The organism is Sphingomonas sp., assembly GCF_041661885.1.
Classification (GTDB): domain Bacteria; phylum Pseudomonadota; class Alphaproteobacteria; order Sphingomonadales; family Sphingomonadaceae; genus Sphingomonas.
Genome location: NZ_JBAZTL010000003.1, coordinates 296,428 through 318,244, shown reverse-complemented (window position 1 = coordinate 318,244; position 21,817 = coordinate 296,428). Strand labels below are relative to the sequence as shown.

The window sequence follows — 21,817 nt, the reverse complement described above, 5'->3', positions numbered from 1 at the left end:
GGGCCGGGGGGAGGGCCTGTCCGCAAGGGGGTTGATGTCATTTCGCTTGGAAGGGTTCACCCCTCCCTTAACCCCTTCCCGCATATGAGAGGGGAATTACGCCGCCCGCTCCCGCGCCATCTCGTCCTCGACGAAGCGGCGCAGCGCGGCGTTGATCTTGGTCTGGTAGCCGCGCTCACCGTCGGCATGGGTCTTGAACCAATGCACCACATCGGCGTCGAGCCGCAGCGTCAGTTGCTGCTTGACCGGGCGATAGAATTTACCGCGCACGGCGTTCGACCAGTCGGTCACCTCGGGCATGTCGGACAAGTCGATGCTCGCGTCATCCATCGCCTCGATTTCGGCAAGGTTGGCGGCGATCTCGGGGGTGATGCCCTTAGACACGTGACGCTTCATACACTCTCCTTTCCCCTTTCCATCGGTGTCGCCCGACGCGCGCTGATGATCCGACCCACCCCGTTCTCGTCGATCACCGTGTGGACCACAAACAAAGCACTCGACCCGACCACCCCGATCGTTCGCCACCGGTCGTCATCGGGATGCGGGTCCGGGACACTAAGGAACATCGGATCGTCGAATACCAGCATCGCGGTCTCGAACCGAACGCGATGCTTCCGATAATTCACGGTCGCCTTTCGCTCGTCCCAGACCCACTCCACAAATGTAACTACAAAACTGTAACTACGTCAAGCGCCCGCATCGGTTCCGCCTCCGTCATCGGCACGAGCCCGAGCTTCGCTATAAGCGCCACATCCTTGTCGTCCCCGGCATTGCCCGTGGTGAGCAACTTGTCGCCGGTGAAGATCGAGTTCGCGCCGCCCAAGAAGCACAAGGCCTGCGTCGCCTCGGACATGCTCTCGCGCCCGGCCGACAGCCGCACCATGCTCATTGGCATGGTGATGCGCGCCACCGCCACCGTGCGGACGAACTCGATATCGTCGATCTTGGCGAGCGGCGTGTCGGCCAGCATATTGCCGAGTACCGTGCCCTTGACCGGCACCAGCGCATTGACCGGCACGCTCTCCGGGTGGCGCGGCAAGGTCGCCAGCGCATGGATGAAGCCGACCCGGTCGCCGCGCGTCTCGCCCATGCCGACGATACCGCCGCAGCACACGTTGATGCCTGCGCTCCGCACATGATCGAGCGTGTCGAGCCGGTCCTGGAAGGTGCGCGTGGTGATAACCTCGCCGTACTTTTCCGGCGAAGTGTCGATATTGTGGTTGTAATAATCGAGCCCCGCCTCGGCGAGCTGCTCCGCCTGGGTCGGCGTCAACATCCCCAGCGTCATGCAGGTTTCCATGCCCATTTGGCGCACGCCCTGCACCATCTCGATGATCGCGGGCATGTCCTTGTCCTTGGGGTTGCGCCATGCCGCGCCCATGCAGAAGCGCTGCGACCCCGCATCGCGCGCCTGCGCCGCCGATTGCAGCACCGCGCGCACGTCCATCAGCTTGCTGGCCTTCAACTCGGTGTCGGCACTGGCCGACTGGTTGCAATAGCCGCAATCCTCGGGGCAACCGCCGGTCTTGATCGACAGTAGCGTGCAAAGCTGCACCTGCCCCGCCGCATGATGCGCGCGGTGGACGGTCTGCGCACGGAACATCAGTTCGTCGAAGGGGAGGTCATAAAGCGCCGCGATTTCCGCGCGGGTCCAGTCGTTCCTGACTTGCTCCCCTCCCGCTTGCGGGAGGGGTTGGGGGTGGGTCGGCCCGTTGGGCGCGGTCGGCTCTTCATTGAGAGCAACCCACCCCCGGCCCCTCCCTTCCAGGGAGGGGAGATTCAAAGTCTCGTTCATTCCACACTTTCCTCAACCGGGGGCATGTTATGCCCCAGCAATCTGAGCACCTCGCCCGCCGCCTCGACCAGATTGGTGCCGGGCCCGAAAATCCCCTGTACGCCTGCATCGCGCAGGAACTGGTAATCCTGCGCCGGGATCACCCCGCCCGCGATGACCTTGATGTCGCCGCGTCCGGCACCCCGCAAATGGCCGATCAGTTCGGGGATCAGCGTCTTGTGTCCCGCAGCCAGGCTGGAGGCGCCGACCACATCGACATCGCGCGCAATCGCCAGCGCAGCCGCCTCAGCCGGCGTCTGGAACAGCGGACCCGGCACGACATCGAAACCAAGATCGCCGAATGCCGACGACACCAGATTCGCACCCCGGTCATGCCCGTCCTGCCCCATCTTGGCGACCAGCATCCGGGGCTTGCGGCCATTGCGCGTCTCCAGCGAAACGACGCCCTCTTTCAGCCCCTGCCACGCCGCGTCAAATTCATGCGCGCCGCCGTAAATGCCCGAAACCGGCGTCGGCACGGTGTCGTAGCGCCCGAACACATCCTCCATCGCCGAGGAAATCTCGCCAAGTGTCGCGCGCTGGCGCGCGCATTCGACCGCGAGCGCGAGCACATTCGTCGTGCCCCGCGCCCCCTCGCGCAACGCGTCGAGCGCCGCCTGGCACTTCGCCTCATCGCGCCCGGCCTTCACCTTCGCAATCCGTGCGATCTGCGCCTCGCGTACCGCCACGTTATCGACGTCGAGAATGTCGATCGGGTCCTGCTCGGCGAGCTTATACTTGTTGACCCCGACAATGACGTCCTCGCCCTTGTCGACCCGCGCGGCGCGCGCAGCCGACGCTTCCTCGATCATCGCCTTGGGCCAGCCCGCCGCGACCGCTTGCGCCATGCCGCCCTCGGCCTCGACGCGCTCGATGATCTCCCACGCCTTATCGACCAGTTCCTCGGTCAGGCTCTCGATATAATAACTGCCGCCGAGCGGATCGACGACCTTGGTCATCCCCGTCTCTTCCTGCAGCACGATCTGCGTGTTGCGCGCGATTCTCGCGGAAAAATCGGTTGGCAGCGCGATCGCCTCGTCCAGCGCATTGGTGTGAAGGCTCTGCGTCCCCCCAAGCATCGCCGCCATCGCCTCGACAGTGGTGCGGATCACATTGTTATACGGGTCCTGCTCGGTCAGCGACACGCCCGACGTCTGGCAATGCGTGCGCAGCATCTTCGAACGCTCGTCCTTCGCGCCAAGATCGGTCATCACGCGGTGCCAGAGTTTGCGCGCAGCGCGCAATTTGGCGACTTCCATGAAGAAGTTCATGCCGATCGCGAAAAAGAACGAGAGTCGGCCCGCGAAAACGTCGAGATCGAGCCCGCTTGCCATCGCGGCTTTCGCATATTCGCGCCCGTCGGCAATGGTGAAGGCGAGTTCCTGCAACTGCGTCGCCCCGGCTTCCTGCATGTGATAGCCGGAGATCGAGATCGAGTTGAACTTCGGCATATGCGCCGAGGTGTAGCCAATAATGTCCGAAATGATCCGCATCGAGGGCGCAGGCGGATAGATATAGGTGTTGCGGACCATGAACTCCTTGAGGATATCGTTCTGGATCGTGCCGTCGAGCTGATCCTGCCGCACCCCCTGCTCCTCGCCCGCGACGATGAAGAAAGCGAGGATCGGGATCACCGCACCGTTCATCGTCATCGAGACCGACATCTTGTCGAGCGGAATGCCGTCGAACAGGATCTTCATGTCGTCGATCGTGTCGATCGCCACGCCCGCTTTGCCGACATCGCCGGTCACGCGCGGATGGTCGCTATCGTACCCGCGATGCGTCGCCAGATCGAACGCGACCGACAGCCCCTTCTGCCCGGCGGCGAGATTGCGCCGGTAAAAGGCGTTGGAGGCCTCGGCGGTCGAGAACCCCGCATATTGGCGGATCGTCCACGGACGGCCTGCATACATGCTCGCACGCACGCCGCGCGTGAACGGGGCGAAGCCGGGCAGGCCCGGATCGATCCCTTCCACATCGGCTGCGGTATAGAGCGGCTTGACCGCAATTCCCTCGGGCGTGTGCCAGCTAAGGTCTTTTCCCTTAACCTCTTTTGCGGCAGCCGCCTGCCAGTCGTCCAGCGTCGGTTTCTCGGTCATGCCGTTCCCCCTAGACCCGGGCAGGCCGCCAAGTCGAGACCCGGCTGAAGCGCCCTTTACTCAAGCCCCTTTGAACACCGGCTTGCGCTTTTGCAGAAAGGCGATGCCCCCCTCCATCGAATCCGCGCTACCACGCACCGTGCGCTGGTTTTCGGCCTCTTGCAGCATCGCGGTGGCATAATCGACCTCATAGGCATGGCGGATTTGCCGTCGCATCAACCCCAGCGCAACGGTCGGCCCCGCCGCCAGCCGCTCGGCGAGCGCGAACGCCTCCGCCTCGAGCGCGTCGTCGCCGACAACCTTGTGGATCATGCCCCAGTCGAGCGCCTTGGCTGCCGTGACGCGCTCGCCCAGCAGCATCATCTCGGTCGCCCGCGCGCGCCCAATCAGGCGCGGCAACATCCAGCTCGCGCCGCCGTCGGGCACCAGCCCGATATTGACGAACGCCTGCAGGAAATAGGCCGTCTCGGAGCCCACGCAGAAATCGGCGGCGAGCGCCAGGCTGCACCCGATCCCTGCCGCCGGCCCGCGTACCGCGCTAACCACCGGAACGCTGAGTTCGGCAAGCGCCGCAATCGTCGGGTTATACGCCTCGGTCAGCGCCTTGAAGGTGGCGTTGCCCGGATCCTCGCTGCCCAAAGCGCCACCCGCGACATCCGCGCCCGAGCAAAACCCTCGCCCTGCCGCCGTGATGAGCACCGCGCGGGCGCCGTCGAGCGTGCCGAGCGCGCTCCGCAATTCCACGAACATCTCAGGCGGAGCGGCGTTCAGCCGCTCGGGCCGGTTGAGCGTCAGCACCAGCACATCGCCGCGCCGGTCGGCCTCGATCATCGTATAGCTCATGGCATTCCTCTCCTGTCCCCGGCACAACGCGGTGCCAAGGTATCAATGGCCGTTGTTTGGCGTCTCCATCAGTTCGACCAGCACGCCGCCCATATCCTTGGGGTGGACGAAGACGATCGGCGTACCGTGCGCGCCGATGCGCGGTTCGCCCAGAATCGTCGCGCCCTTCGCCTTCAGCGCAGCGACCGCCGCATGGATTTCGGGCACTTCGAAACAGACATGATGTTGTCCACCCGCCGGGTTCTTGCGCAAAAAGCCCGCAATCGGCGAGTTGTCGTCATACGGCTCGATCAATTCGATCTGCGTGTTGGGCGTGTCGATGAAACACACTTTCACGCCCTGTGCGGGCAAATCGAATGGCTCGCCGATACGGGTTGCGCCCAATACATCGCGATACAGCGCAATCGAACGCTCGATCGAGGGGGTCGCCACCCCGACATGGTTGAGACGCCCCAGCGTGAAATCGGTCATCGGCGATCGTTCCTTTCGAACGGCGGCGTTATTCGTCTGTCGCGTCGGGATTGGCCGGAGCTGCGGTGGCGGTGGTGGCGGGCACGCGCGGCGGGGCCTTGCCAAATTCATAGCCACAGGCCGACAACACTTGCCGGATCGGCGCTTCGCCCGGCCCGACGAACTGCGCCTCAACCACCTTTTCTTCGGGATCGATCACGCGGACACGGATCGACTTTCCGTGCGCAATCGTCACCGCCAGATTGCTGACGATCACATCGTTGCTGATGAAGGCACCCGTACCGGGAAATTGCCAGTTGGTGCCAAGCCAGCCGCCATCATCGACATTGATCGACACCGGGCGCGGCAAGGCCGCCGCAAAGCCGGGCTTGGGGATGAACTGGAGCGACACGATCTTCTCGTTGGTCACATCGCAGCGCACGACAAAACGCGCCTTGGCGTCGGTCGACCACGCCGAACTCGACGTTGAGGTATTTCCGCCATTGGCGTGAGTCTGCACCGCCCAGGGTGCGCTGACCGGCGCGGCGGCGGGGGCGGGCGCTGCCGCCTGGAGCAGGAGCAGCGCGAGCATCACTGCGCCACCACGCTTTCGGGCAGATCCTTGCCGAACACGCGCTGATAATATTCCGCCACCAGGCTACGCTCGGTTTCATCGCACTTGTTGAGGAAGGACAGGCGGAAGGCAAAGCCGACATCGCCGAAGATCAGCGTGTTCTGCGCCCAGGTGATGACGGTGCGCGGGCTCATCACGGTCGAAATGTCGCCGTTGATGAAGCCGCGCCGCGTCAAATCCGCCACGCGCACCATATTCTCGACCTGTTTCTTGCCCTCGGGCTGGTCATATTCGCCCGATTTGGCGAGCACGATCCGCGCCTCGACCGCGGCGGGCAGATAGTTGAGCGTGACGACGATGTTCCAGCGGTCCATCTGGCCCTGGTTGATCTGCTGCGTGCCATGATACAGGCCCGAGGTATCACCCAACCCCACCGTATTGGCGGTGGCGAACAGGCGGAAATAGGGGTTGGGGCGGATCACGCGGTTCTGGTCGAGCAGCGTCAACTTGCCCTCGGTTTCCAGCACGCGCTGGATCACGAACATCACGTCGGGGCGGCCCGCATCATATTCGTCGAACACCAACGCCGTCGGCGTCTGCAACGCCCAGGGCAGCAGCCCCTCGCGGAATTCGGTGACTTGCTGCCCATCCTTCAGCACGATCGCATCGCGCCCGATCAAATCGATGCGGCTGATATGCGCGTCGAGGTTGATGCGGATGCACGGCCAGTTCAATCGCGCGGCAACCTGTTCGATATGCGTCGATTTGCCGGTGCCGTGATAGCCCTGCACCATCACGCGGCGGTTGTGCGCAAAGCCTGCGCAAATCGCGAGCGTAGTGTCCTTGTCGAACACATAGGTCGGGTCGAGATCGGGCACGCGTTCATCGGCTTCGCTGAACGCCGGGACTTCCATGTCCGAATCGATCCCGAACAGGTCGCGGACCTTCTTCATCTGGTCGGGCGCGTCGAGGATCGTGGTCTCGCGACTGTCGGGCTGGGTGTTCGGAATCGTGGTCATTGCTGAATGCTCTGCAAGGTGGTTACGCCCTCCCTAGCCGTTCGTATCGCGCGAAGTCGAGACGTGAGTTTCATCCGATCTTGGGCGGCAGTTCGAACAATGTGCAGAAGCGCGCGGCGAGCGCAACATCGCCGCTGACCACCAGCCGCCCCCACGACACCACCTCCTCGAGCGGCGTCGTGCCGAACAGCGCGGGCAGAAAGGCGTTGGGTTCGCCGGCAAGCGTCGCATCGGCATCCGCCCGTTCGCCCCGGCAGACCGACAGCACCCCATCCGCGATCCGCGCGCCGTAGCGTTCCCGACCGAGCACGAAGCCGACCGTGCCACTGAACGCGTGGGCGCGCTCGGGGTGAAACAGCATTCGCAGCGCAAGCATCAGGGCGACGCGCGAAAAGGGCAGCGACGGATCATGCGCGGGCGAGCGCAACGCCCAGCGCCCGAGCGCCATCACGATCGGCTCGGCCTCATACCCCCACGGAGTCAGCGCATAGACCTGGACATTGGCAGGCGGCGGCAGCGTCTCGCGCGTCAACACCCCCGCTGCTTCGAGCCCCTGCAGGCGCTGCGTCAACACATTGGCGCTCAGTCCCGGCAAGCCGCTTCGAATTTCGCCGAAGCGCCGTGGCCCCAGCAGCAATTCACGGATAATCAGCAGTGACCAGCGCTCCCCGACAAATTCGAGCGCGAGCGCGGTTCCACAGGCATCGTCATACCAACGCTTCGTCACGCCGGGCGCGCTATTGGTCACTTTTTCTAACTTCATGGTTGTTTTATGTAACTTAACGCGGCATCAAACTCAAACAGCGAGTCGCAAAAAAAGAGAGGTGTGCCGTGGCCAAGGCCGTCTTCATCAACTTGCCCGTCGCCGACGTTGCGGCGTCCACTGCCTTTTACGAAGCGATCGGTTGCATCCGGGATGCGCGCTTCTCGAACGACGCCGCCTCGGCGATGATCTGGTCGGATACGATCAGCTTCATGCTGCTTGGCCATGCTTTCTACCAAGGCTTCACGCCCAAGACGATTATCGACGCAAAGACGACCAGCGGCGCGCTGTTCGCTTTGCCTTTCGATACGCGCGAAGAGGTTGATGCCTTTGCGGCCAGGGCGCTCGCCGCCGGGGGACACGAGGCGCACGGCGCCGAGGATCTGGGCTTCCTGTATTCGCGCGGGATCGAGGATCCCGACGGCCACGGGCTCGGGCCGTTCTGGATGGACCCGACGCACGCCGGAGGGGAAACGGACCCAACCCTTGCCGAGACAAGCGCCTGACCCGACACGAGAGGAGCGAGATATGACCAACCCCCACGGCACGCCGATCTGGTATGAATTGCAGAGCGCCGATCCGGTCGCCTCGAAGGCGTTTTACGATCACGTCCTTGGCTGGACGATTGCCGAACCCACCCCTGCAATGGATTACCGTATCATCGAAACCGGGCATGGCGCGGTTGGCGGGATCATGCGGCTTACCCCCGAAATGCAGGCTGGCGGGGCCAAAGCCGGTTGGCTGTTCTATATCGGCGTGGACGACGCCGACGCGAGCGCCGAAGCGATCAAGGCTGCGGGCGGTACGGTGCTGATGGGCCCGTGGACCATGCCGGGTGTCGGTCGCATGGCCGTTATCACCGATCCGCAAGGCATTCCCTTCTACATCATGCGCGGCGAGAGCGACGAGAGCAGCACCGCCTATGAGCGCACCGGCATGGGCAAGTGCAACTGGAACGAGTTGATTACGCCCGACCAGGACTCCGGCGACGCCTTTTACCGCAGCGTCTTCGGCTGGAATTATCCCGACGTGATGCCAATGGGGCCAATGGGCGAATATCGCTTCATCGCGGTCGGCGACCAGACCTTCGGTGCGACGATGCGGCATGACGGCTCGGGGCCGCCGCCCGGCTGGCGCTTCTATTTCCGCGCCCCCGATATCGAGGCAGCGGCAGCCAAGGTGACCGAGGCGAGCGGCAGCGTGATGATGGGGCCGATCGAGGTCCCCGGCGGCGACCGCATCATCGTCGCGAGCGATCCGCACGGCGTCGTCTTCGGCGTGGTCGGACCGGGTGAGGCCGCAAGCGCATGACCAAGATCGTCCCCTGCATCTGGTATGACGGCACCGCCGAGGACGCCGCAACCTTCTACGCCGCGACCTTTCCCGACAGCCGCGTCGATGCGGTCCACTGCGCGCCGGGCGATTATCCTGCCGGACATAAGGGCGACGTGCTCACGGTGGAATTTACCGTCTGCGGCATGGCGTTCCTCGGCCTCAACGGCGGGCCGGGGTATCCGCACAGCAACGCGGTGTCGTTCATGGTCTATACCGACACGCAGGAAGAGACCGACCGCTATTGGGACGCCATTGTGGGCAATGGCGGCAGCGAAAACGCGTGCGGCTGGTGTCAGGACAGATGGGGCCTGTCCTGGCAAATCACCCCGCGCACGCTGATGGCGGCGCTGTCCAACCCCGATCCTGCGGCGGCAAAGCGCGGCTTTGAAGCGATGATGACGATGCGCAAGATCGACATCGCCGCCATCGAAGCGGCCATACAAGGATAAACGCATGGCGAGTTGCCCCCCTCCCCCGAGCGCATTGCATGAGTTGCGCATCACCCGCCTGATCGATGCCCCGCGCGAGGCGGTGTGGCGGGCATGGACCGATCATCTCGCCGAATGGTGGTGCCCCAAACCCTGGACGGTCGAGATCGTTGAACAGGATCTGCGCCCCGGTGGCCGCTCGGCGATGATCATGCGCGGGCCGAATGGCGAGAAATCGCCGCAGGAAGGCGTCTTCCTCGAAATCGTGCCGATGGAGCGGATCGTCTTTACCGACGCCTTCACCCACGGCTGGCATCCGGTCGGGCCGTTCATCGTCGGCATTCTGGAATTCAGCGAGGAGGACGGCAAGACGCGCTACACCGCCAGCGCGCGTCACTGGAGCGCCGAAGCCAAAGCGGAGCACGAGGCGATGGGCTTTACCGAAGGCTGGGGCACGGTCGCGGCGCAATTGGAGGAGGTCGCCCGGCGGATCGCGTGACGCGGGGCGAGGCGCGTCACGCGAACGCCGCAGCCCCCTTCAATTGCGTGTAGGCTGCGATCACGTCCTGCAGCTTGCTCTCGAAACTACGGTCACCGCCATTGCGATCGGGGTGATATTTGCGCACCAATTCGGCATAGCGTTCGCGCAAACCCCGCCGGTCGACATCGGGGGCGAGCCCCAACACCTTGAGCGAACGCCGGTCGACCTCCGACAAAGGCCGCCCGTCCTTGCGCTCGGGCTCCATCTTGCGCCGGAAACGCGCGCCGATCGCGTCGAGCGGATCGCTGAAATCGGACCATTTCGGCGGCACGTCGCCACCCGAATGCGCGAAGGCGCGCGTCTCGCGCTCCCATCCGGCGAACGGGCGCTGTTGCGCGTGGATTTCCTCGGGGCTCATACCGCTGAAGAAATTGTAGCGCGCGTTGAAGGCGCGGACATGGTCGAGGCAGAACCAGCGATAGCCACGCGGGCCATCCGCGCCGAAGCGTGATCCGTCGCCGGCCGGCGCGCGAAATTCACCGGCCTCATCGCAGCCCGGTTCCTCGCACACGCGCCCGCTTCCCTCCACGCGTCCGTGGAAGCGCGGGGCAGGCCGCTCTCTCGCGCCATCTTTCTTGTCGTCGTCGCGGGCCACGCGGCTCCCTCAAATGCAAAAGCGGTCTATATAGGCGCGATGACAGACCCTGCCACCGCCCCCCATCCGATTCCGCGCCCGATCGTCGACGAGATTCGCGATCGTCTCGTCGCTGCCCTCTCCCCGAGCGCGCTCGATGTCTCCAACGACAGCGCGCAACATGCCGGACATCTCGGCGACGACGGCACGGGCGAATCGCACTTCACGGTCACGGTTGAATCCGGGGCCTTTGTCGGCCTGTCGCGCGTTGGGCGGCAGCGTCTGGTCAATCAGGCGCTGGCGGACCTGCTGCGGGACCGCATCCACGCCCTCGCGATCCGCGCCCGGGCTCCGGGAGAATAAGCGATGCGCTACGGTCTGTGGTATTGGCCCGGAATCCAGGGCCGGGGCGAATTTATCCGGCTTGCGCTGGAGGCCGCAGGGGTTGCCTATGTCGAATGCGGACGCGTCAAAGGTGCGGATGCCCTGGTCGCCAATATGGCCGAACATGCCACCAAGCGCGGGCCCTTCGCTCCACCCTATCTCGAACTCGACGGCATGGTGATCGCGCAGGTCGCCAACATCCTGCTTTTTCTCGGCGACCATCACCAGGTCGGCGCATCGCGTATTGCCGACCGGTTGTGGCTCAACCAGTTGCAATTGACGATCGCCGACATGGTCACCGAGGTCCACAGCGTCCACCACCCGGTCGCCGGGTCGCTGACCTATGAGGCGCAGAAGGACACCGCGCTCGCGGTAGCCAGGGTGTTCCGCGAGGAGCGTATGCCCAAATTCCTCGATCACTTCGAACAGGCGGCCAATAGCGGTTCGGGCGAATGGCTGATCGACCATCACTGGACCTATGCCGACACCTCGCTGTTCCAGTTGGTCGAGGGGCTGCGCTACATGTTCCCCAAGCGCATGGCCGCGCTCGAGTCTGCGTATCCCGGCTTGATCCGCATCCACGATCTCGTCGCCGATCTGCCCGGCATCCGCGCCTATCTGAAGAGCGAGCGCCGCTTGCCCTTTTCGCAGAGCGGCATCTTCCGCCATTATCCCGAGCTCGACGCCGCATGACCCGCACCCCGCGTCCCGCCGCACGCATCGTGCTGCTCGATCCCGAGGGCCGCGTCCTCTTGTTCCGCTTCGATCCCGACGATCGCCCGCCCTTTTGGTGCACGCCCGGCGGCGCGCTCGATCCGGGCGAGGACTACCCCGCCGCCGCCCGACGCGAATTGCTGGAGGAAACCGGGCTCGATCTCGACTGCGGGCCGGAAATCCTACGCCGCGTAGTCGATTTCATCACGATCGAGGGCGTTCCCGTCACCGCCGACGAGCGCTATTTCCTCGTCCGTGCGCCGCACGACCGGATCGAGACGCACGGTCACACCGCGCTCGAACAGCGCGTGATGACGCGCTGGCGCTGGTTCACCCGCGCGGAACTGACGCAAGCGAGCGAACCCTATTTCCCGAGCGACCTGCTCGCCCTTCTCGCCGATCTGGAGGTGCTGCCATGACCAATGACGATCTGATCCTGCAGACGATCACCCCCTCGACCCACGATCTCGGCGGCTTCAAGGTGCATCGCACGCTGCCGTCGCGCCCGCGCACGATGGTCGGCCCGTTCATCTTCTTCGATCAGATGGGCCCGGCACGGCTGGAGGTCGGCACCGGCATCGACGTGCGCCCGCACCCGCACATCAATCTCGCCACGGTCACCTATCTGTTCGCGGGCGCGCTCGGCCACCGCGATTCGATCGGCAGCGACGTGGTGATCGAGCCCGGCGCGGTCAATCTGATGACGGCGGGGCACGGCATCGTCCATTCCGAACGCTCGCCCAACGCCGAGCGGGAGACGGGCCCCGAACTGTCAGGCATCCAGACCTGGCTTGCCTTGCCCGAGGCGGATGAAGAGCGCGATCCCGCCTTCGAACATGTCGCCAAGGCCGATCTGCCGACGGTCGACGCCACCAACGCCCGCGCCCGCGTCGTGATGGGCAGCCTGTGGGGGCAGAGCGCGCCGACCACCACCTATGCCAGCACCATCTACGCCGACATCGTGCTCGATGCGGGCGGCGCGGTGCCGATCGACGCAGAGGCCGACGAGCGCGCCATCTACATCGCGATCGGCGCTGCGACGCTCGACGGCATGACGCTGGAGCCGATGACGCTCTATGTACTCAAACCCGGCGTCGCCGCGACGCTGCGCTCGGCGACCGGTGCCCGCGCGATGCTGTGCGGCGGTGAGGCGTTCACCACCCCGCGCCATGTCTGGTGGAATTTCGTCTCCTCCAACCGCGACCGCATCGAAGAAGCCAAGCGCGCCTGGACTGCCGGGGAATTTCCCAAGGTGCCGGGGGATGAGAAGGAATGGATTCCGATCCCCGGCGTGCCGAAGACAGTGAGTTATCCGTAACGTACCTCCCCTCCCTGGAAGGGAGGGGACCGAGGGGTGGGTCGGCCCGCAATAGGGCGAATCGCCAGCCTCAGACCGACCCACCCCAAACCCCTCCCTTCCAGGGAGGGGAGGACACGGAGACAGAGATGCCCAATTTCAACCTCACCAATATCCCCCTCCCCACCGGCGTAACGCTCGACGTCGCGACCGCAGGCGACCCGGCGCACCCACCGATCCTCCTGCTCCACGGCTTCCCCGAATCGCACCGCACCTGGCGGCATGTCATCCCGCAGCTCAGCGCCGATCATTTCGTCATCGCGCCCGACCAGCGCGGCTTCGCGCGCTCGTCCAAGCCGGCGAACCTGTCCGATTACACCCCCGACAAGATGGTCGCCGACCTGCTCGCGCTCGCCGATCATTTCGGCCTCACCACCTTCACGCTGGTCGGGCATGACTGGGGCGGCGCGGTCGCGTGGATGGCGGCGCTGCAGAACCCTAAGCGGATCACGCGGCTCGTCATCGTCAACGCGCCACATCCCTTCGTCTTTCAGCGCACGCTGTTCGACGACATGGCGCAGCGCGCGGCGAGCCAATATATCCGCGCCTTCCGCAATCCCGATTTCGAAAAGCACGTTGCCAGCATCGGCCTGTCGGCGTTCTTCGACGGCAGCTTTGCCCCACACACCGATCTGGCGAAGATGGCCGAGGAAAAGCCCATCTATCTTGACCAATGGGGCCAGCCCGGCGCGCTCACCGCGATGCTCAACTGGTATCGTGCCAGCCCGATCCTCGTCCCGGCAATGGATGAAACGCCCGAGCGCCCCGCCTTTCTCGACGGCCCCTTCCCGCCGATCCAGCAGCCGACGCTGGTGGTGTGGGGCCTGAAGGACGCAGCACTGCTGCCAAGCCAGCTCGAAGGGCTCGACACGCTCGTGCCCGACCTGACGCTGGTCAAGGTCGATGCCGGGCATTTCGTCCCCTGGGAAAACCCTGACGCGATCGTAGCGGCAATCCGGGAGTGGGAAGCCTAAACCCTCCCCGTGCCGGGGAGGATCAAACCCGCACCTCCGCCGCCTCGGGCAGCGCTACCGGCGGCGCCGCATCGCCCGTCTCCGCGCGCGTATCGATCCACGTGCCATGCGCATGGCTGGTCGCGAGCGTGGTCCACTCGCCCGTCCCCGGCCACGACCGCGCCCGCACCACCTGGTGCCCCAGCGCCCGGTCTGGCTCCATCATCACCCAGCCGAGTGGCCGTTCCGCGCTCGCCCGCGCGCCCGCCGCCTTCATCGCGGCGCGGATACGCTCGGCCACCGGCTCGGGCAGATATTGCCACACCACCGAATGCATCAGCACGCGCGTCACGCCCGCCGCTTGCGGCTCGGCCAGCCGCGCCTCGATCCAGTCGGCGGCATCGGCCTGCACCAAATCGACGCCGCGTTCGACCTGCATCGCGACCGCCGCACGCACGCGTACCAGCCGTTCGGGGGTCTCGGGCCAGACATAGGCCGCCAGCCGCGCCGCCACCGTGGGATCGGTCGCATCGAGTGGTTGAACATCACATCCGCGCACCGACACGATCTCCAGCGGCACCACCGGCGCCGGCGGCCCGCTCCACACCGGCGTGATCGTCACCGGCGAGTCGCCAGGCCCATAAAAGCTCCCGCCCAGATCGAAGCGATAGCGGTCGATCAACACATTGAGCCCCGCGCTCGACCCGATCTCGAGCAGCTCGATCCTCGGCCCATGCCGCCGCGCCAGCTCGATCAACCCCAGCAGCAACGCCGCCGATCGCCCCGGCTCATTGGTCTGCGGCGGCCCGTCGAGCCACGGCAGCAGCGCCGCTTCGTGTTCGGCCAGCACGCGCTCCAGCGTGGCGAGGATCTCGGCCTGCTCGGTCACCACGCCGGCAAAGACCGCCGCCAGCCCGTCATCCTTGCCCGCCTGCACCAGCGCATGCAGCCCGCCAAAGAAGCGCAGCGGCAACGCATCGCGCGTCGGCTCACCCGGCCAATCGAGGATGCGCGCGCCCATCGCGGTGTCGCGCGTCAGCCCCGCCGCCACCGCCGCGCACATTCGGCCATAGATGGGCGCGGCATTGGCGTCGCAATAATGCTGCTGGATCAGGAACGCCCCGCGATTATTCTGCTCGCTCGCCATCTGCCATCTCCGTTTTCCTGTCCGTTCGTTTCGAGCGAAACGAACGGGGGTATCGTCGGCCCCGTTGTTGCGCCCACCCCCGCCCGCAAGTAAAGCCCCGCGGATATGGCCGATCCTATCATCATCGCCGTGCCCAAGGGCCGCATCCTCGCCGAGGCTGTTCCGCTGCTCGAACGCGCCGGAATCGTTCCCGAAGCCGCCTTCCGCGACGAGGATTCGCGCGCGCTTCGCTTCTCGACCAACAATCCCGGCATCGACCTGATCCGCGTCCGCGCGTTCGACGTCGCCACCTTCGTCGCGCACGGTGCCGCGCAGCTCGGTATCGTCGGGTCGGACGTGCTGGCCGAATTCGATTATTCCGAACTCTACGCCCCGGTCGATCTCGGCATCGGCCATTGCCGCCTGTCGGTCGCCGAGCCCGCCGACATGGCCGCCAATGACGATCCGCGCGGCTGGAGCCATGTCCGCGTCGCCACCAAATATCCGCACGTCACCGAAGCGCATTTCGCCGCGCGCGGTGTTTCAGCCGAATGCGTCAAGTTGAACGGCGCGATGGAACTCGCGCCCCTGCTCGGCCTTGCCCCGCGCATCGTCGATCTGGTGTCGTCGGGCCGCACGCTCAAAGAAAATGGCCTGGTCGAGGTCGAAGTGATTTGCGAGGTCACCAGCCGCCTGATCGTCAACCGCGCCGCCTTCAAGACGCGCGGTGAAGTGGTGCCGCTGGTCGAGGCGTTTAGGCGGGCGGTTGCGCAGGAGGTGGCGGCGTGAGCGGGACTATTCCTCCCCTCCCTGGAAGGGAGGGGTCGGGGGTGGGTCGGCCCGTAGTCGGGCGTAACCTCCACCATCAGCCAACCCACCCCCAGCCCCTCCCTTCCAGGGAGGGGAGGATCTAATGCTAAAGCTCACCACCACCGCCCCAAGCTTCGCCGCCGACTTCACCGCGTTGGTCAATGCCCGCCGCGAAGCCGATGCCGATGTCGCGCGCGACGTAACCGCGATCATCGCCCGCGTCCGTGACGAAGGCGACGCAGCGGTGCGCGCCTACACCCAAAGCTTCGACCGCCACGATCTCGACTCGACCGGCTGGCAGATCGCGCCCGAAGAATGGCGCGCCGCCTATGACGGCCTCGCCCCCGATCTGCGCACCGCGCTCGATCTCGCGGCTGAGCGCATCGCCACCTATCACGAGAAGCAGCGCCCACAGGGCAGCGACCTGACCGACGCGCACGGCATCCGCACGGGTGCGCGCTGGAACGCGATCGAAAATGCCGGGATTTATATCCCCGGCGGGCGCGCGGCCTATCCCAGCTCAGTGCTGATGAACGCCATCCCCGCCAAGGTTGCGGGCGTCGGTCGCGTCGTCATGGTCACCCCCACCCCCGATGGCGAGATCAACCCGCTGGTGCTCGCCGCCGCGCATATTGCCGGCGTCGATGAAGTGTGGCGCATCGGCGGCGCGCAAGCCGTCGCGGCGCTGGCCTTTGGCACCGATCGCATCGCGCCCGTCGACGTCATCACCGGCCCTGGCAACGCCTGGGTCGCCGAAGCCAAGCGCCAGCTTTACGGCGTGGTCGGCATCGACATGGTGGCGGGTCCGTCTGAAATCGTCGTCGTCGCCGATGGCCACAATCGCGCCGACTGGATCGCCGCCGATCTGCTCTCGCAGTCCGAACATGACCCGACCAGCCAGTCGATCCTGTTCACCGATGACGCCGCTTTCGCCGACGCTGTCGCGGCTGAGGTCGACGCGCAGATCGCCACGCTCGCCACATCCAGGGTCGCGCGCGCGGCGTGGGATGCAAACGGCGCGATCATCGTCACCGCGTCGCTGGAGGAAGCGCTCCCGCTGGTCGACCGCCTCGCGCCCGAACATCTCGAACTGGCGTGTGATGATCCGCAACCCTTGTTCGACAAGGTGCGCCATGCCGGATCGGTGTTCCTTGGCCGACATACTCCGGAAGCGATCGGCGATTATGTCGCCGGCCCCAACCACGTGCTGCCCACCGGCCGCCGCGCGCGCTTCGCCAGCGGCCTGTCGGTGCTCGATTTCATGAAGCGGACGAGCTTCCTGCAATTGGACCCCAAGGGTCTGGCGGCGATCGGCCCGGCAGCGGTGGCGCTCGCCGAAGCCGAGGGCCTCCCGGCGCACGCCAGATCGGTGGCGCTGCGGCTCGACTAAATTCCTCCCCTTCCACACTTCCTCCCCTCCCTGGAAGGGAGGGGCTGGGGGTGGGTCGGCTGATGGCGAGTGTTACGCCCAATTACGGGCCAACCCACCCCTCAATCCCCTCCCTTCCAGGGAGGGGAGGCAAGAAGCCCCCCAAAAACACCCAACTTCCCGTTCTCCGCTTTTTCGCTTAAGGGCCGCGCAATGTCTTCCCACGCCACCCCCCGCACCGCCGCCCGCTCCAAAGCGCGCGCCGCCGCCCGTCTCGCCGCCGTCCAGGCGCTGTATCAGCATGATATGGAAACAACGCCGGTCGCGCAGTTGCTCAACGAATTCCACAATCACCGCCTCGGCGCGACGATCGAGGATGCCGAATATGCCGAGGCCGAAGTCGGTTTCTTCGACGATGTCGTAAAGGGCACCGAGGCGCGCCTCGGCGAAATCGACACCGCCATCGCCGGAAAGCTCGCCAAGGGCTGGAACCTCGCCCGGCTCGACAAGGCGATGCGCGCGATCCTGCGTGCTGGCACCTATGAATTGCTGGCGCGCGCGGACGTGCCGGTCGGCACCGTCATCACCGAATATGTCGATGTCGCGCACGCCTTCTTCGACAAGCGCGAGGCGGGTTTCGTCAACGGCCTGCTCGACGCCATCGCCAAGGACGTGCGCGCGTAGAGATGGCGGAGGTCATCAACCTCCGCCGCGCCCGCAAGGCGCACACCCGCAAAGCAGCGGACGCCACCGCCACCCTCAACCGCGCCGCCTTCGGGCGGAGCAAAGCCGAGCGCGAGGCGGCAGCGGTGGAGGCAGCGCGGCTGGAGCGCGGACTGGACGGGGCGAAGCGGGGGGAATGAGCGAGGACGATTGTCCGCTCTCGCCCAATAGCCGACGTCGCCGGGATAGCGTAAATAACCATTTTAAGAGGCGCGGGATGATAGAACCTTTACAGATGTATACGGCTTTGGCTTCATCGGCGGCAACTCCGTTGGTTTTTTCGCTCGGACTGCGGCTTCGTCCCACGGCATCGATACTAGCATCAATAGCTACATCTAACATATTGACACATCTAGTTTTTTATATATTTTACCCGGAGCTTCGTCATGGCTCTACCTATTCGATAGCGATTATAATGTATCTGTTCATTACTGGTATTATCAGCGCAATCGTGGTCGCAATTACTGAAAGCGTGAGAAGAAACAGGGGTACGCGACCCTAGGGTTGGTTGTGGCAGCTAACCACCACTCGCAGACATCCACCCGCGCGGTGACTGTCGATCCGGCATGAATGGCAGGTGGCCAAGCGCATGGCAGACATCCGCCCCCGCCCCCGCTAAACCGTCCCACATGACCGAAGCCGATTTCCTCGCTGCCTTGCGCGCGCTGCCGCTGCATTCGGGTGCGCAGGATTTGCGCGACGATGCCGCGCGGCTCGGGCGGTTGGTGCTGACCAGCGATACCTTGGTCGAGGGCGTGCATTATCTCGCCAGCGATCCGGCGGCGGATGTTGCGTGGAAGCTGGTCGCGACCAACCTGTCCGATCTCGCTGCCAAGGGTGCGGTGCCGGTCGGGGTGATGCTGAATTATCCGCTGCGAAATCCTACTCCTTCCCCGGCGCAGGCCGGGGCCCAGTCGTGGGCGGCTGATGGCGAAGGCCAGCGCGCGACCATCACCACCGTCGCCACTGGGCCCCGGCCTGCGCCGGGGAAGGGAAATGAGGGGAAGGAGAAATGGGGGGAGGAACCCGTCGAAAACTGGGACACCGCCTTCCTCACCGGCCTCGCCGACGCCCTCACCCGCTTCGCCGCGCCCATCCTCGGCGGCGACACGGTCTCGCTCCCGCCGCACGCCCCGCGCGTGCTCACGCTCACTGCGCTCGGCGACAGCGCGCACGCGCCCTCGCGCAGCGGCGCGCAGGCGGGGGATGCGCTGTACGTCACCGGGACGATCGGCGATGCCGGGGCCGGGCTCGCCATCGCGCGCGGGGAAACCGGCCCGGCCAATTTGCTCGCCGCCTATCGCCGTCCGCAGCCGCGCCTCGCCGAGGGGCAAGCGCTCGCGCCGCTGGTTAGCGCGATGATGGACGTGTCGGACGGCCTGCTGATCGATGCGCACCGCATGGCCCAAGCGAGCGGCCTCGCCGTTACCATCGACCTCGCCACCGTGCCGCTCTCCGACTCTTACCGCACCTTCAGCGGCGACACGCTGCCCACGCGCCTCGCCGCCGCCACCGCAGGCGACGATTATCAATTGCTGTTCGCGCTTGCCCCCGACCAGACTCCCCCCGTCCCCGCCACGCGCATCGGCACCTTCGCGCATGGGGAGGGCCTCACCCTCAGCGACGGCGGCACGCCGGTCGAACTGCCGCCCCGGCTCGGCTTTCAGCACGGATAACAACCGCCGCTTGCCAAGCCGTTCCCCGGCGTTAGTCTGACGGCCAAGCGTGGGGGCGCAAGGCGTGTGAGTCCGGGCGACCATCCCACCGGAAACTATGGGAAAGGATATGCATGACGATCGTCTATGCCGCCATCATCTGTGGCCTGATTGCCGTCGCCTACGGCATCATCACCAGCGCCCAAGTCCTCCGCGCGCCGCCCGGCAACGAAAAGATGCAGGACATCGCCGCCGCCATTCAGGAAGGCGCCAAGGCCTATCTCGGCCGCCAATATCGCACCATCGCCATTGTCGGGCTGATCGTGCTCGCTTTGGTGTGGGTCTTCCTCGACGGGATGCGCACGCCCATCTCCGCCGTCAGCTTCGCGCTCGGCGCGGTGCTGTCGGGCGTGGCGGGCTATGTCGGCATGAACATCTCGGTGCGCGCCAATGTCCGCACGGCGGAGGCCGCGCGCACGTCGCTGCAAGGCGGGCTGACGATGGCGTTCCGCTCGGGCGCGGTCACCGGCTTGCTGGTGGCGGGGCTCGGCCTGCTCGCGATTTCGGGCACCTTCTGGTATCTGGCGGGCGCGAACGGCGTCGGCGCGGGCGGACCCGTCGTGGTCAAGGCGCTGACGGCGCTCGCGTTCGGCGCGTCGCTCATCTCGATCTTCGCGCGCCTGGGTGGCGGCATCTTCACTAAGGCCGCCGATGTCGGGGCGGATCTGGTCGGCAAAGTCGAGGCGGGCATTCCCGAGGATGACCCCCGCAACCCCGCCACCATCGCCGATAATGTCGGCGACAATGTCGGCGATTGCGCCGGCATGGCCGCCGATCTGTTCGAAACCTATGTGGTGACGATCGGCGTGACGATGATCTCGGTCGCGCTCGCACTCAAAAATGCCGATCATCTGCTGCAAGTGATGACATTGCCGCTCATCGTCGGCGGGGTGTGCATCCTCACCTCGATCCTCGGCACCTTCTTCGTGCGGCTGGGCAGCAGCGGCTCGATCATGGGCGCGCTGTACAAGGGCTTCTGGGTCAGCGTGGGCCTGTCGATCCCCGCTATCTATTTCGCCACCCAATATACGCTGGGCGACATGACTGCGCCGATCGGCGGCAACGCCTTTCTCGGCGATACCGGCACCTATACCGGCATGAAGTTGTTCTGGTCGATGATGATCGGTCTCGCCGTCACCGGGCTGCTGGTGTGGATCACCGAATATTATACCGGCACCAACTTCCGCCCGGTGCGCAGCATCGCCAAGGCGTCGGAGACGGGCCACGGCACCAACGTCATCCAGGGCCTGGCGATCAGCCTCGAATCAACCGCTCTGCCCACGCTCGTCATCGTCATCGCGGTGATCGCGGCCTATCAGCTTGCGGGCGTCATCGGCATCGCCTTTGCCGCGACGGCAATGCTGGCGCAGGCCGGGATGGTGGTCGCGCTCGACGCTTATGGCCCGGTTACCGACAATGCCGGCGGCATCGCCGAAATGGCGGGCCTGCCCGATGACGTGCGCCACCGCACCGATGCGCTGGACGCGGTCGGCAACACCACCAAGGCGGTGACCAAGGGCTATGCGATCGGCTCGGCAGCCCTCGCCGCCCTCGTGCTGTTCAACGCTTATACCTCGGACTTGGGCCGCGATTTCCCCGATCTCACGGTCAATTTCCAGCTCTCCAACCCCTATATCATCGTCGGGCTGCTGCTCGGCGCGCTGCTCCCCTATCTGTTCGGCGCGATGGGGATGACGGCGGTCGGTCGCGCGGCGGGCGCAGTGGTCGAGGAAGTGCGCGCGCAGTTCCGCGACAATCCCGGCATCATGGCGGGCACCAGCCGCCCGAACTATGCCCGCACGGTCGATCTCGTCACACAAGCCGCGATCAAGGAAATGATCGTGCCGAGCCTGCTGCCGGTGCTCTCGCCGATCCTGGTCTATTTCGTCATCACTGCGGTCGCCGGCCAGGCCGAGGGCTTTGCCGCTTTGGGCGCGATGTTGCTCGGCGTGATCGTCTCGGGCCTGTTCGTCGCGATTTCGATGACGTCTGGCGGCGGCGCGTGGGACAATGCCAAGAAATATATCGAGGACGGCCATCACGGCGGCAAGGGCAGCGAAGCGCACAAGGCCGCGGTCACCGGCGACACCGTGGGCGATCCGTATAAGGATACCGCGGGCCCGGCGGTGAACCCGATGATCAAGATCACCAATATCGTGGCACTGCTGTTGCTGGCGGCCCTGGCAGCGGCGGGATAATAGCGGCG

The 21,817-nt window shown here is 65.4% G+C and carries 26 protein-coding genes; 15 read left to right on the top strand and 11 right to left on the bottom strand.

The window, feature by feature from the left end:
* Nucleotides 1–96 precede the first annotated feature (96 nt).
* From WC704_RS07980 to WC704_RS07940, 9 genes are all read right to left on the bottom strand, one after another.
* A complete protein-coding gene (locus WC704_RS07980) occupies nt 97–396 on the bottom strand; it encodes a BrnA antitoxin family protein (RefSeq protein ID WP_372889381.1) in 300 nt (99 codons plus the stop codon).
* Nucleotides 393–587, bottom strand: coding sequence for a BrnT family toxin (locus WC704_RS07975; RefSeq protein WP_372889380.1), 195 nt, complete (start codon nt 585–587; stop codon nt 393–395). Before WC704_RS07975 ends, WC704_RS07980 begins: the two co-directional genes overlap by 4 nt.
* Before the next feature lie 80 nt (nt 588–667).
* A complete protein-coding gene (gene bioB, locus WC704_RS07970; protein WP_372889379.1) occupies nt 668–1,795 on the bottom strand; it encodes a biotin synthase BioB in 1,128 nt (375 codons plus the stop codon).
* Nucleotides 1,792–3,933, bottom strand: a complete 2,142-nt coding sequence (gene scpA, locus WC704_RS07965) for a methylmalonyl-CoA mutase (protein WP_372889378.1) — start codon at nt 3,931–3,933, stop codon at nt 1,792–1,794. The genes bioB and scpA overlap by 4 nt, the downstream gene beginning before the upstream one ends.
* Before the next feature lie 60 nt (nt 3,934–3,993).
* Nucleotides 3,994–4,776, bottom strand: a complete 783-nt coding sequence (locus WC704_RS07960; protein ID WP_372889377.1) for an enoyl-CoA hydratase-related protein — start codon at nt 4,774–4,776, stop codon at nt 3,994–3,996.
* A 42-nt stretch (nt 4,777–4,818) separates the two neighbouring features.
* A complete protein-coding gene (gene mce, locus WC704_RS07955) occupies nt 4,819–5,247 on the bottom strand; it encodes a methylmalonyl-CoA epimerase (protein ID WP_372889376.1) in 429 nt (142 codons plus the stop codon).
* Between the two features lie 28 nt (nt 5,248–5,275).
* The gene (locus tag WC704_RS07950; protein ID WP_372889375.1) at nt 5,276–5,818 is read right to left on the bottom strand and encodes a hypothetical protein; all 543 of its coding nucleotides are present in this window, start codon (nt 5,816–5,818) and stop codon (nt 5,276–5,278) included.
* Nucleotides 5,818–6,819 (bottom strand): cobaltochelatase subunit CobS, encoded by a 1,002-nt coding sequence (cobS, locus tag WC704_RS07945; RefSeq protein WP_372889374.1) that lies wholly within the window; start codon nt 6,817–6,819, stop codon nt 5,818–5,820. The genes WC704_RS07950 and cobS overlap by 1 nt, the downstream gene beginning before the upstream one ends.
* 70 nt (nt 6,820–6,889) lie before the next feature.
* Nucleotides 6,890–7,582, bottom strand: coding sequence for a winged helix-turn-helix transcriptional regulator (locus WC704_RS07940; RefSeq protein ID WP_372889373.1), 693 nt, complete (start codon nt 7,580–7,582; stop codon nt 6,890–6,892).
* 68 nt (nt 7,583–7,650) lie between these two features.
* On the opposite strand from WC704_RS07940, the gene WC704_RS07935 reads away from it, so the two are divergent.
* From WC704_RS07935 to WC704_RS07920, 4 genes are read left to right on the top strand one after another with little or no spacing between them, the layout of a single operon-like run.
* Nucleotides 7,651–8,088 carry a VOC family protein gene (locus tag WC704_RS07935; protein WP_372889372.1) on the top strand — a complete coding sequence of 146 codons (438 nt, stop codon included), beginning with the start codon at nt 7,651–7,653 and terminating at the stop codon, nt 8,086–8,088.
* 22 nt (nt 8,089–8,110) lie between these two features.
* Nucleotides 8,111–8,893 carry a VOC family protein gene (locus WC704_RS07930; protein ID WP_372889371.1) on the top strand — a complete coding sequence of 261 codons (783 nt, stop codon included), beginning with the start codon at nt 8,111–8,113 and terminating at the stop codon, nt 8,891–8,893.
* Nucleotides 8,890–9,366, top strand: a complete 477-nt coding sequence (locus WC704_RS07925) for a VOC family protein (RefSeq protein WP_372889370.1) — start codon at nt 8,890–8,892, stop codon at nt 9,364–9,366. Before WC704_RS07930 ends, WC704_RS07925 begins: the two co-directional genes overlap by 4 nt.
* 4 nt (nt 9,367–9,370) lie before the next feature.
* Nucleotides 9,371–9,844 carry an SRPBCC family protein gene (locus tag WC704_RS07920; protein ID WP_372889369.1) on the top strand — a complete coding sequence of 158 codons (474 nt, stop codon included), beginning with the start codon at nt 9,371–9,373 and terminating at the stop codon, nt 9,842–9,844.
* Between the two features lie 16 nt (nt 9,845–9,860).
* On the opposite strand, the gene WC704_RS07915 is transcribed toward WC704_RS07920, so the two are convergent.
* A complete protein-coding gene (locus WC704_RS07915) occupies nt 9,861–10,481 on the bottom strand; it encodes a J domain-containing protein (protein ID WP_372889368.1) in 621 nt (206 codons plus the stop codon).
* Nucleotides 10,482–10,520: 39 nt separating this feature from the next.
* Here WC704_RS07915 and WC704_RS07910 point away from each other — a divergent pair, with 39 nt between their 5' ends.
* From WC704_RS07910 to WC704_RS07890, 5 genes are all read left to right on the top strand, one after another.
* Complete coding sequence (locus tag WC704_RS07910; protein ID WP_372889367.1) at nt 10,521–10,823, top strand: BolA family protein; 303 nt, start codon at nt 10,521–10,523, stop codon at nt 10,821–10,823.
* 3 nt (nt 10,824–10,826) lie between these two features.
* A complete protein-coding gene (locus WC704_RS07905; protein WP_372889366.1) occupies nt 10,827–11,537 on the top strand; it encodes a glutathione S-transferase in 711 nt (236 codons plus the stop codon).
* Nucleotides 11,534–11,977 carry an NUDIX hydrolase gene (locus tag WC704_RS07900; protein ID WP_372889365.1) on the top strand — a complete coding sequence of 148 codons (444 nt, stop codon included), beginning with the start codon at nt 11,534–11,536 and terminating at the stop codon, nt 11,975–11,977. Before WC704_RS07905 ends, WC704_RS07900 begins: the two co-directional genes overlap by 4 nt.
* Nucleotides 11,974–12,876, top strand: coding sequence for a pirin family protein (locus WC704_RS07895; RefSeq protein WP_372889364.1), 903 nt, complete (start codon nt 11,974–11,976; stop codon nt 12,874–12,876). Before WC704_RS07900 ends, WC704_RS07895 begins: the two co-directional genes overlap by 4 nt.
* A gap of 128 nt (nt 12,877–13,004) precedes the next feature.
* Nucleotides 13,005–13,889 carry an alpha/beta fold hydrolase gene (locus tag WC704_RS07890; RefSeq protein WP_372889363.1) on the top strand — a complete coding sequence of 295 codons (885 nt, stop codon included), beginning with the start codon at nt 13,005–13,007 and terminating at the stop codon, nt 13,887–13,889.
* 22 nt (nt 13,890–13,911) lie between these two features.
* Here the strand turns inward: WC704_RS07890 and WC704_RS07885 are convergent, their stop codons facing one another.
* A complete protein-coding gene (locus WC704_RS07885) occupies nt 13,912–15,015 on the bottom strand; it encodes a DUF2332 domain-containing protein (protein ID WP_372889362.1) in 1,104 nt (367 codons plus the stop codon).
* 105 nt (nt 15,016–15,120) lie between these two features.
* Between WC704_RS07885 and hisG the strand changes: the two genes are divergently transcribed.
* From hisG to WC704_RS07855, 6 genes are all read left to right on the top strand, one after another.
* A complete protein-coding gene (gene hisG, locus WC704_RS07880; RefSeq protein ID WP_126848877.1) occupies nt 15,121–15,783 on the top strand; it encodes an ATP phosphoribosyltransferase in 663 nt (220 codons plus the stop codon).
* Between the two features lie 124 nt (nt 15,784–15,907).
* Nucleotides 15,908–17,194 (top strand): histidinol dehydrogenase, encoded by a 1,287-nt coding sequence (gene hisD, locus WC704_RS07875; RefSeq protein WP_372889361.1) that lies wholly within the window; start codon nt 15,908–15,910, stop codon nt 17,192–17,194.
* 192 nt (nt 17,195–17,386) lie between these two features.
* Nucleotides 17,387–17,857 carry a transcription antitermination factor NusB gene (gene nusB / locus WC704_RS07870; protein ID WP_372889360.1) on the top strand — a complete coding sequence of 157 codons (471 nt, stop codon included), beginning with the start codon at nt 17,387–17,389 and terminating at the stop codon, nt 17,855–17,857.
* Nucleotides 17,858–17,859: 2 nt separating this feature from the next.
* Nucleotides 17,860–18,036 carry a DUF4169 family protein gene (locus WC704_RS07865; protein WP_372889359.1) on the top strand — a complete coding sequence of 59 codons (177 nt, stop codon included), beginning with the start codon at nt 17,860–17,862 and terminating at the stop codon, nt 18,034–18,036.
* Between the two features lie 489 nt (nt 18,037–18,525).
* A complete protein-coding gene (locus WC704_RS07860; RefSeq protein WP_372889358.1) occupies nt 18,526–19,572 on the top strand; it encodes a thiamine-monophosphate kinase in 1,047 nt (348 codons plus the stop codon).
* 113 nt (nt 19,573–19,685) lie between these two features.
* Nucleotides 19,686–21,809, top strand: a complete 2,124-nt coding sequence (locus WC704_RS07855) for a sodium-translocating pyrophosphatase (protein ID WP_372889357.1) — start codon at nt 19,686–19,688, stop codon at nt 21,807–21,809.
* Nucleotides 21,810–21,817: the final 8 nt, after the last annotated feature.

Coding starts and splice junctions, on each gene's coding strand:
- WC704_RS07980 (WP_372889381.1), bottom strand. CDS start 396: ATGAAGCGTCACGTGTCTAAGGGCATCACCCCCGAGATCGCCGCCAAC.
- WC704_RS07975 (WP_372889380.1), bottom strand. CDS start 587: ATGCTGGTATTCGACGATCCGATGTTCCTTAGTGTCCCGGACCCGCAT.
- bioB (WP_372889379.1), bottom strand. CDS start 1,795: ATGAACGAGACTTTGAATCTCCCCTCCCTGGAAGGGAGGGGCCGGGGG.
- scpA (WP_372889378.1), bottom strand. CDS start 3,933: ATGACCGAGAAACCGACGCTGGACGACTGGCAGGCGGCTGCCGCAAAA.
- WC704_RS07960 (WP_372889377.1), bottom strand. CDS start 4,776: ATGAGCTATACGATGATCGAGGCCGACCGGCGCGGCGATGTGCTGGTG.
- mce (WP_372889376.1), bottom strand. CDS start 5,247: ATGACCGATTTCACGCTGGGGCGTCTCAACCATGTCGGGGTGGCGACC.
- WC704_RS07950 (WP_372889375.1), bottom strand. CDS start 5,818: ATGCTCGCGCTGCTCCTGCTCCAGGCGGCAGCGCCCGCCCCCGCCGCC.
- cobS (WP_372889374.1), bottom strand. CDS start 6,819: ATGACCACGATTCCGAACACCCAGCCCGACAGTCGCGAGACCACGATC.
- WC704_RS07940 (WP_372889373.1), bottom strand. CDS start 7,582: ATGAAGTTAGAAAAAGTGACCAATAGCGCGCCCGGCGTGACGAAGCGT.
- WC704_RS07930 (WP_372889371.1), top strand. CDS start 8,111: ATGACCAACCCCCACGGCACGCCGATCTGGTATGAATTGCAGAGCGCC.
- WC704_RS07925 (WP_372889370.1), top strand. CDS start 8,890: ATGACCAAGATCGTCCCCTGCATCTGGTATGACGGCACCGCCGAGGAC.
- WC704_RS07920 (WP_372889369.1), top strand. CDS start 9,371: ATGGCGAGTTGCCCCCCTCCCCCGAGCGCATTGCATGAGTTGCGCATC.
- WC704_RS07910 (WP_372889367.1), top strand. CDS start 10,521: ATGACAGACCCTGCCACCGCCCCCCATCCGATTCCGCGCCCGATCGTC.
- WC704_RS07905 (WP_372889366.1), top strand. CDS start 10,827: ATGCGCTACGGTCTGTGGTATTGGCCCGGAATCCAGGGCCGGGGCGAA.
- WC704_RS07900 (WP_372889365.1), top strand. CDS start 11,534: ATGACCCGCACCCCGCGTCCCGCCGCACGCATCGTGCTGCTCGATCCC.
- WC704_RS07895 (WP_372889364.1), top strand. CDS start 11,974: ATGACCAATGACGATCTGATCCTGCAGACGATCACCCCCTCGACCCAC.
- WC704_RS07890 (WP_372889363.1), top strand. CDS start 13,005: ATGCCCAATTTCAACCTCACCAATATCCCCCTCCCCACCGGCGTAACG.
- WC704_RS07885 (WP_372889362.1), bottom strand. CDS start 15,015: ATGGCGAGCGAGCAGAATAATCGCGGGGCGTTCCTGATCCAGCAGCAT.
- hisG (WP_126848877.1), top strand. CDS start 15,121: ATGGCCGATCCTATCATCATCGCCGTGCCCAAGGGCCGCATCCTCGCC.
- hisD (WP_372889361.1), top strand. CDS start 15,908: ATGCTAAAGCTCACCACCACCGCCCCAAGCTTCGCCGCCGACTTCACC.
- nusB (WP_372889360.1), top strand. CDS start 17,387: ATGTCTTCCCACGCCACCCCCCGCACCGCCGCCCGCTCCAAAGCGCGC.
- WC704_RS07865 (WP_372889359.1), top strand. CDS start 17,860: ATGGCGGAGGTCATCAACCTCCGCCGCGCCCGCAAGGCGCACACCCGC.
- WC704_RS07860 (WP_372889358.1), top strand. CDS start 18,526: ATGACCGAAGCCGATTTCCTCGCTGCCTTGCGCGCGCTGCCGCTGCAT.
- WC704_RS07855 (WP_372889357.1), top strand. CDS start 19,686: ATGACGATCGTCTATGCCGCCATCATCTGTGGCCTGATTGCCGTCGCC.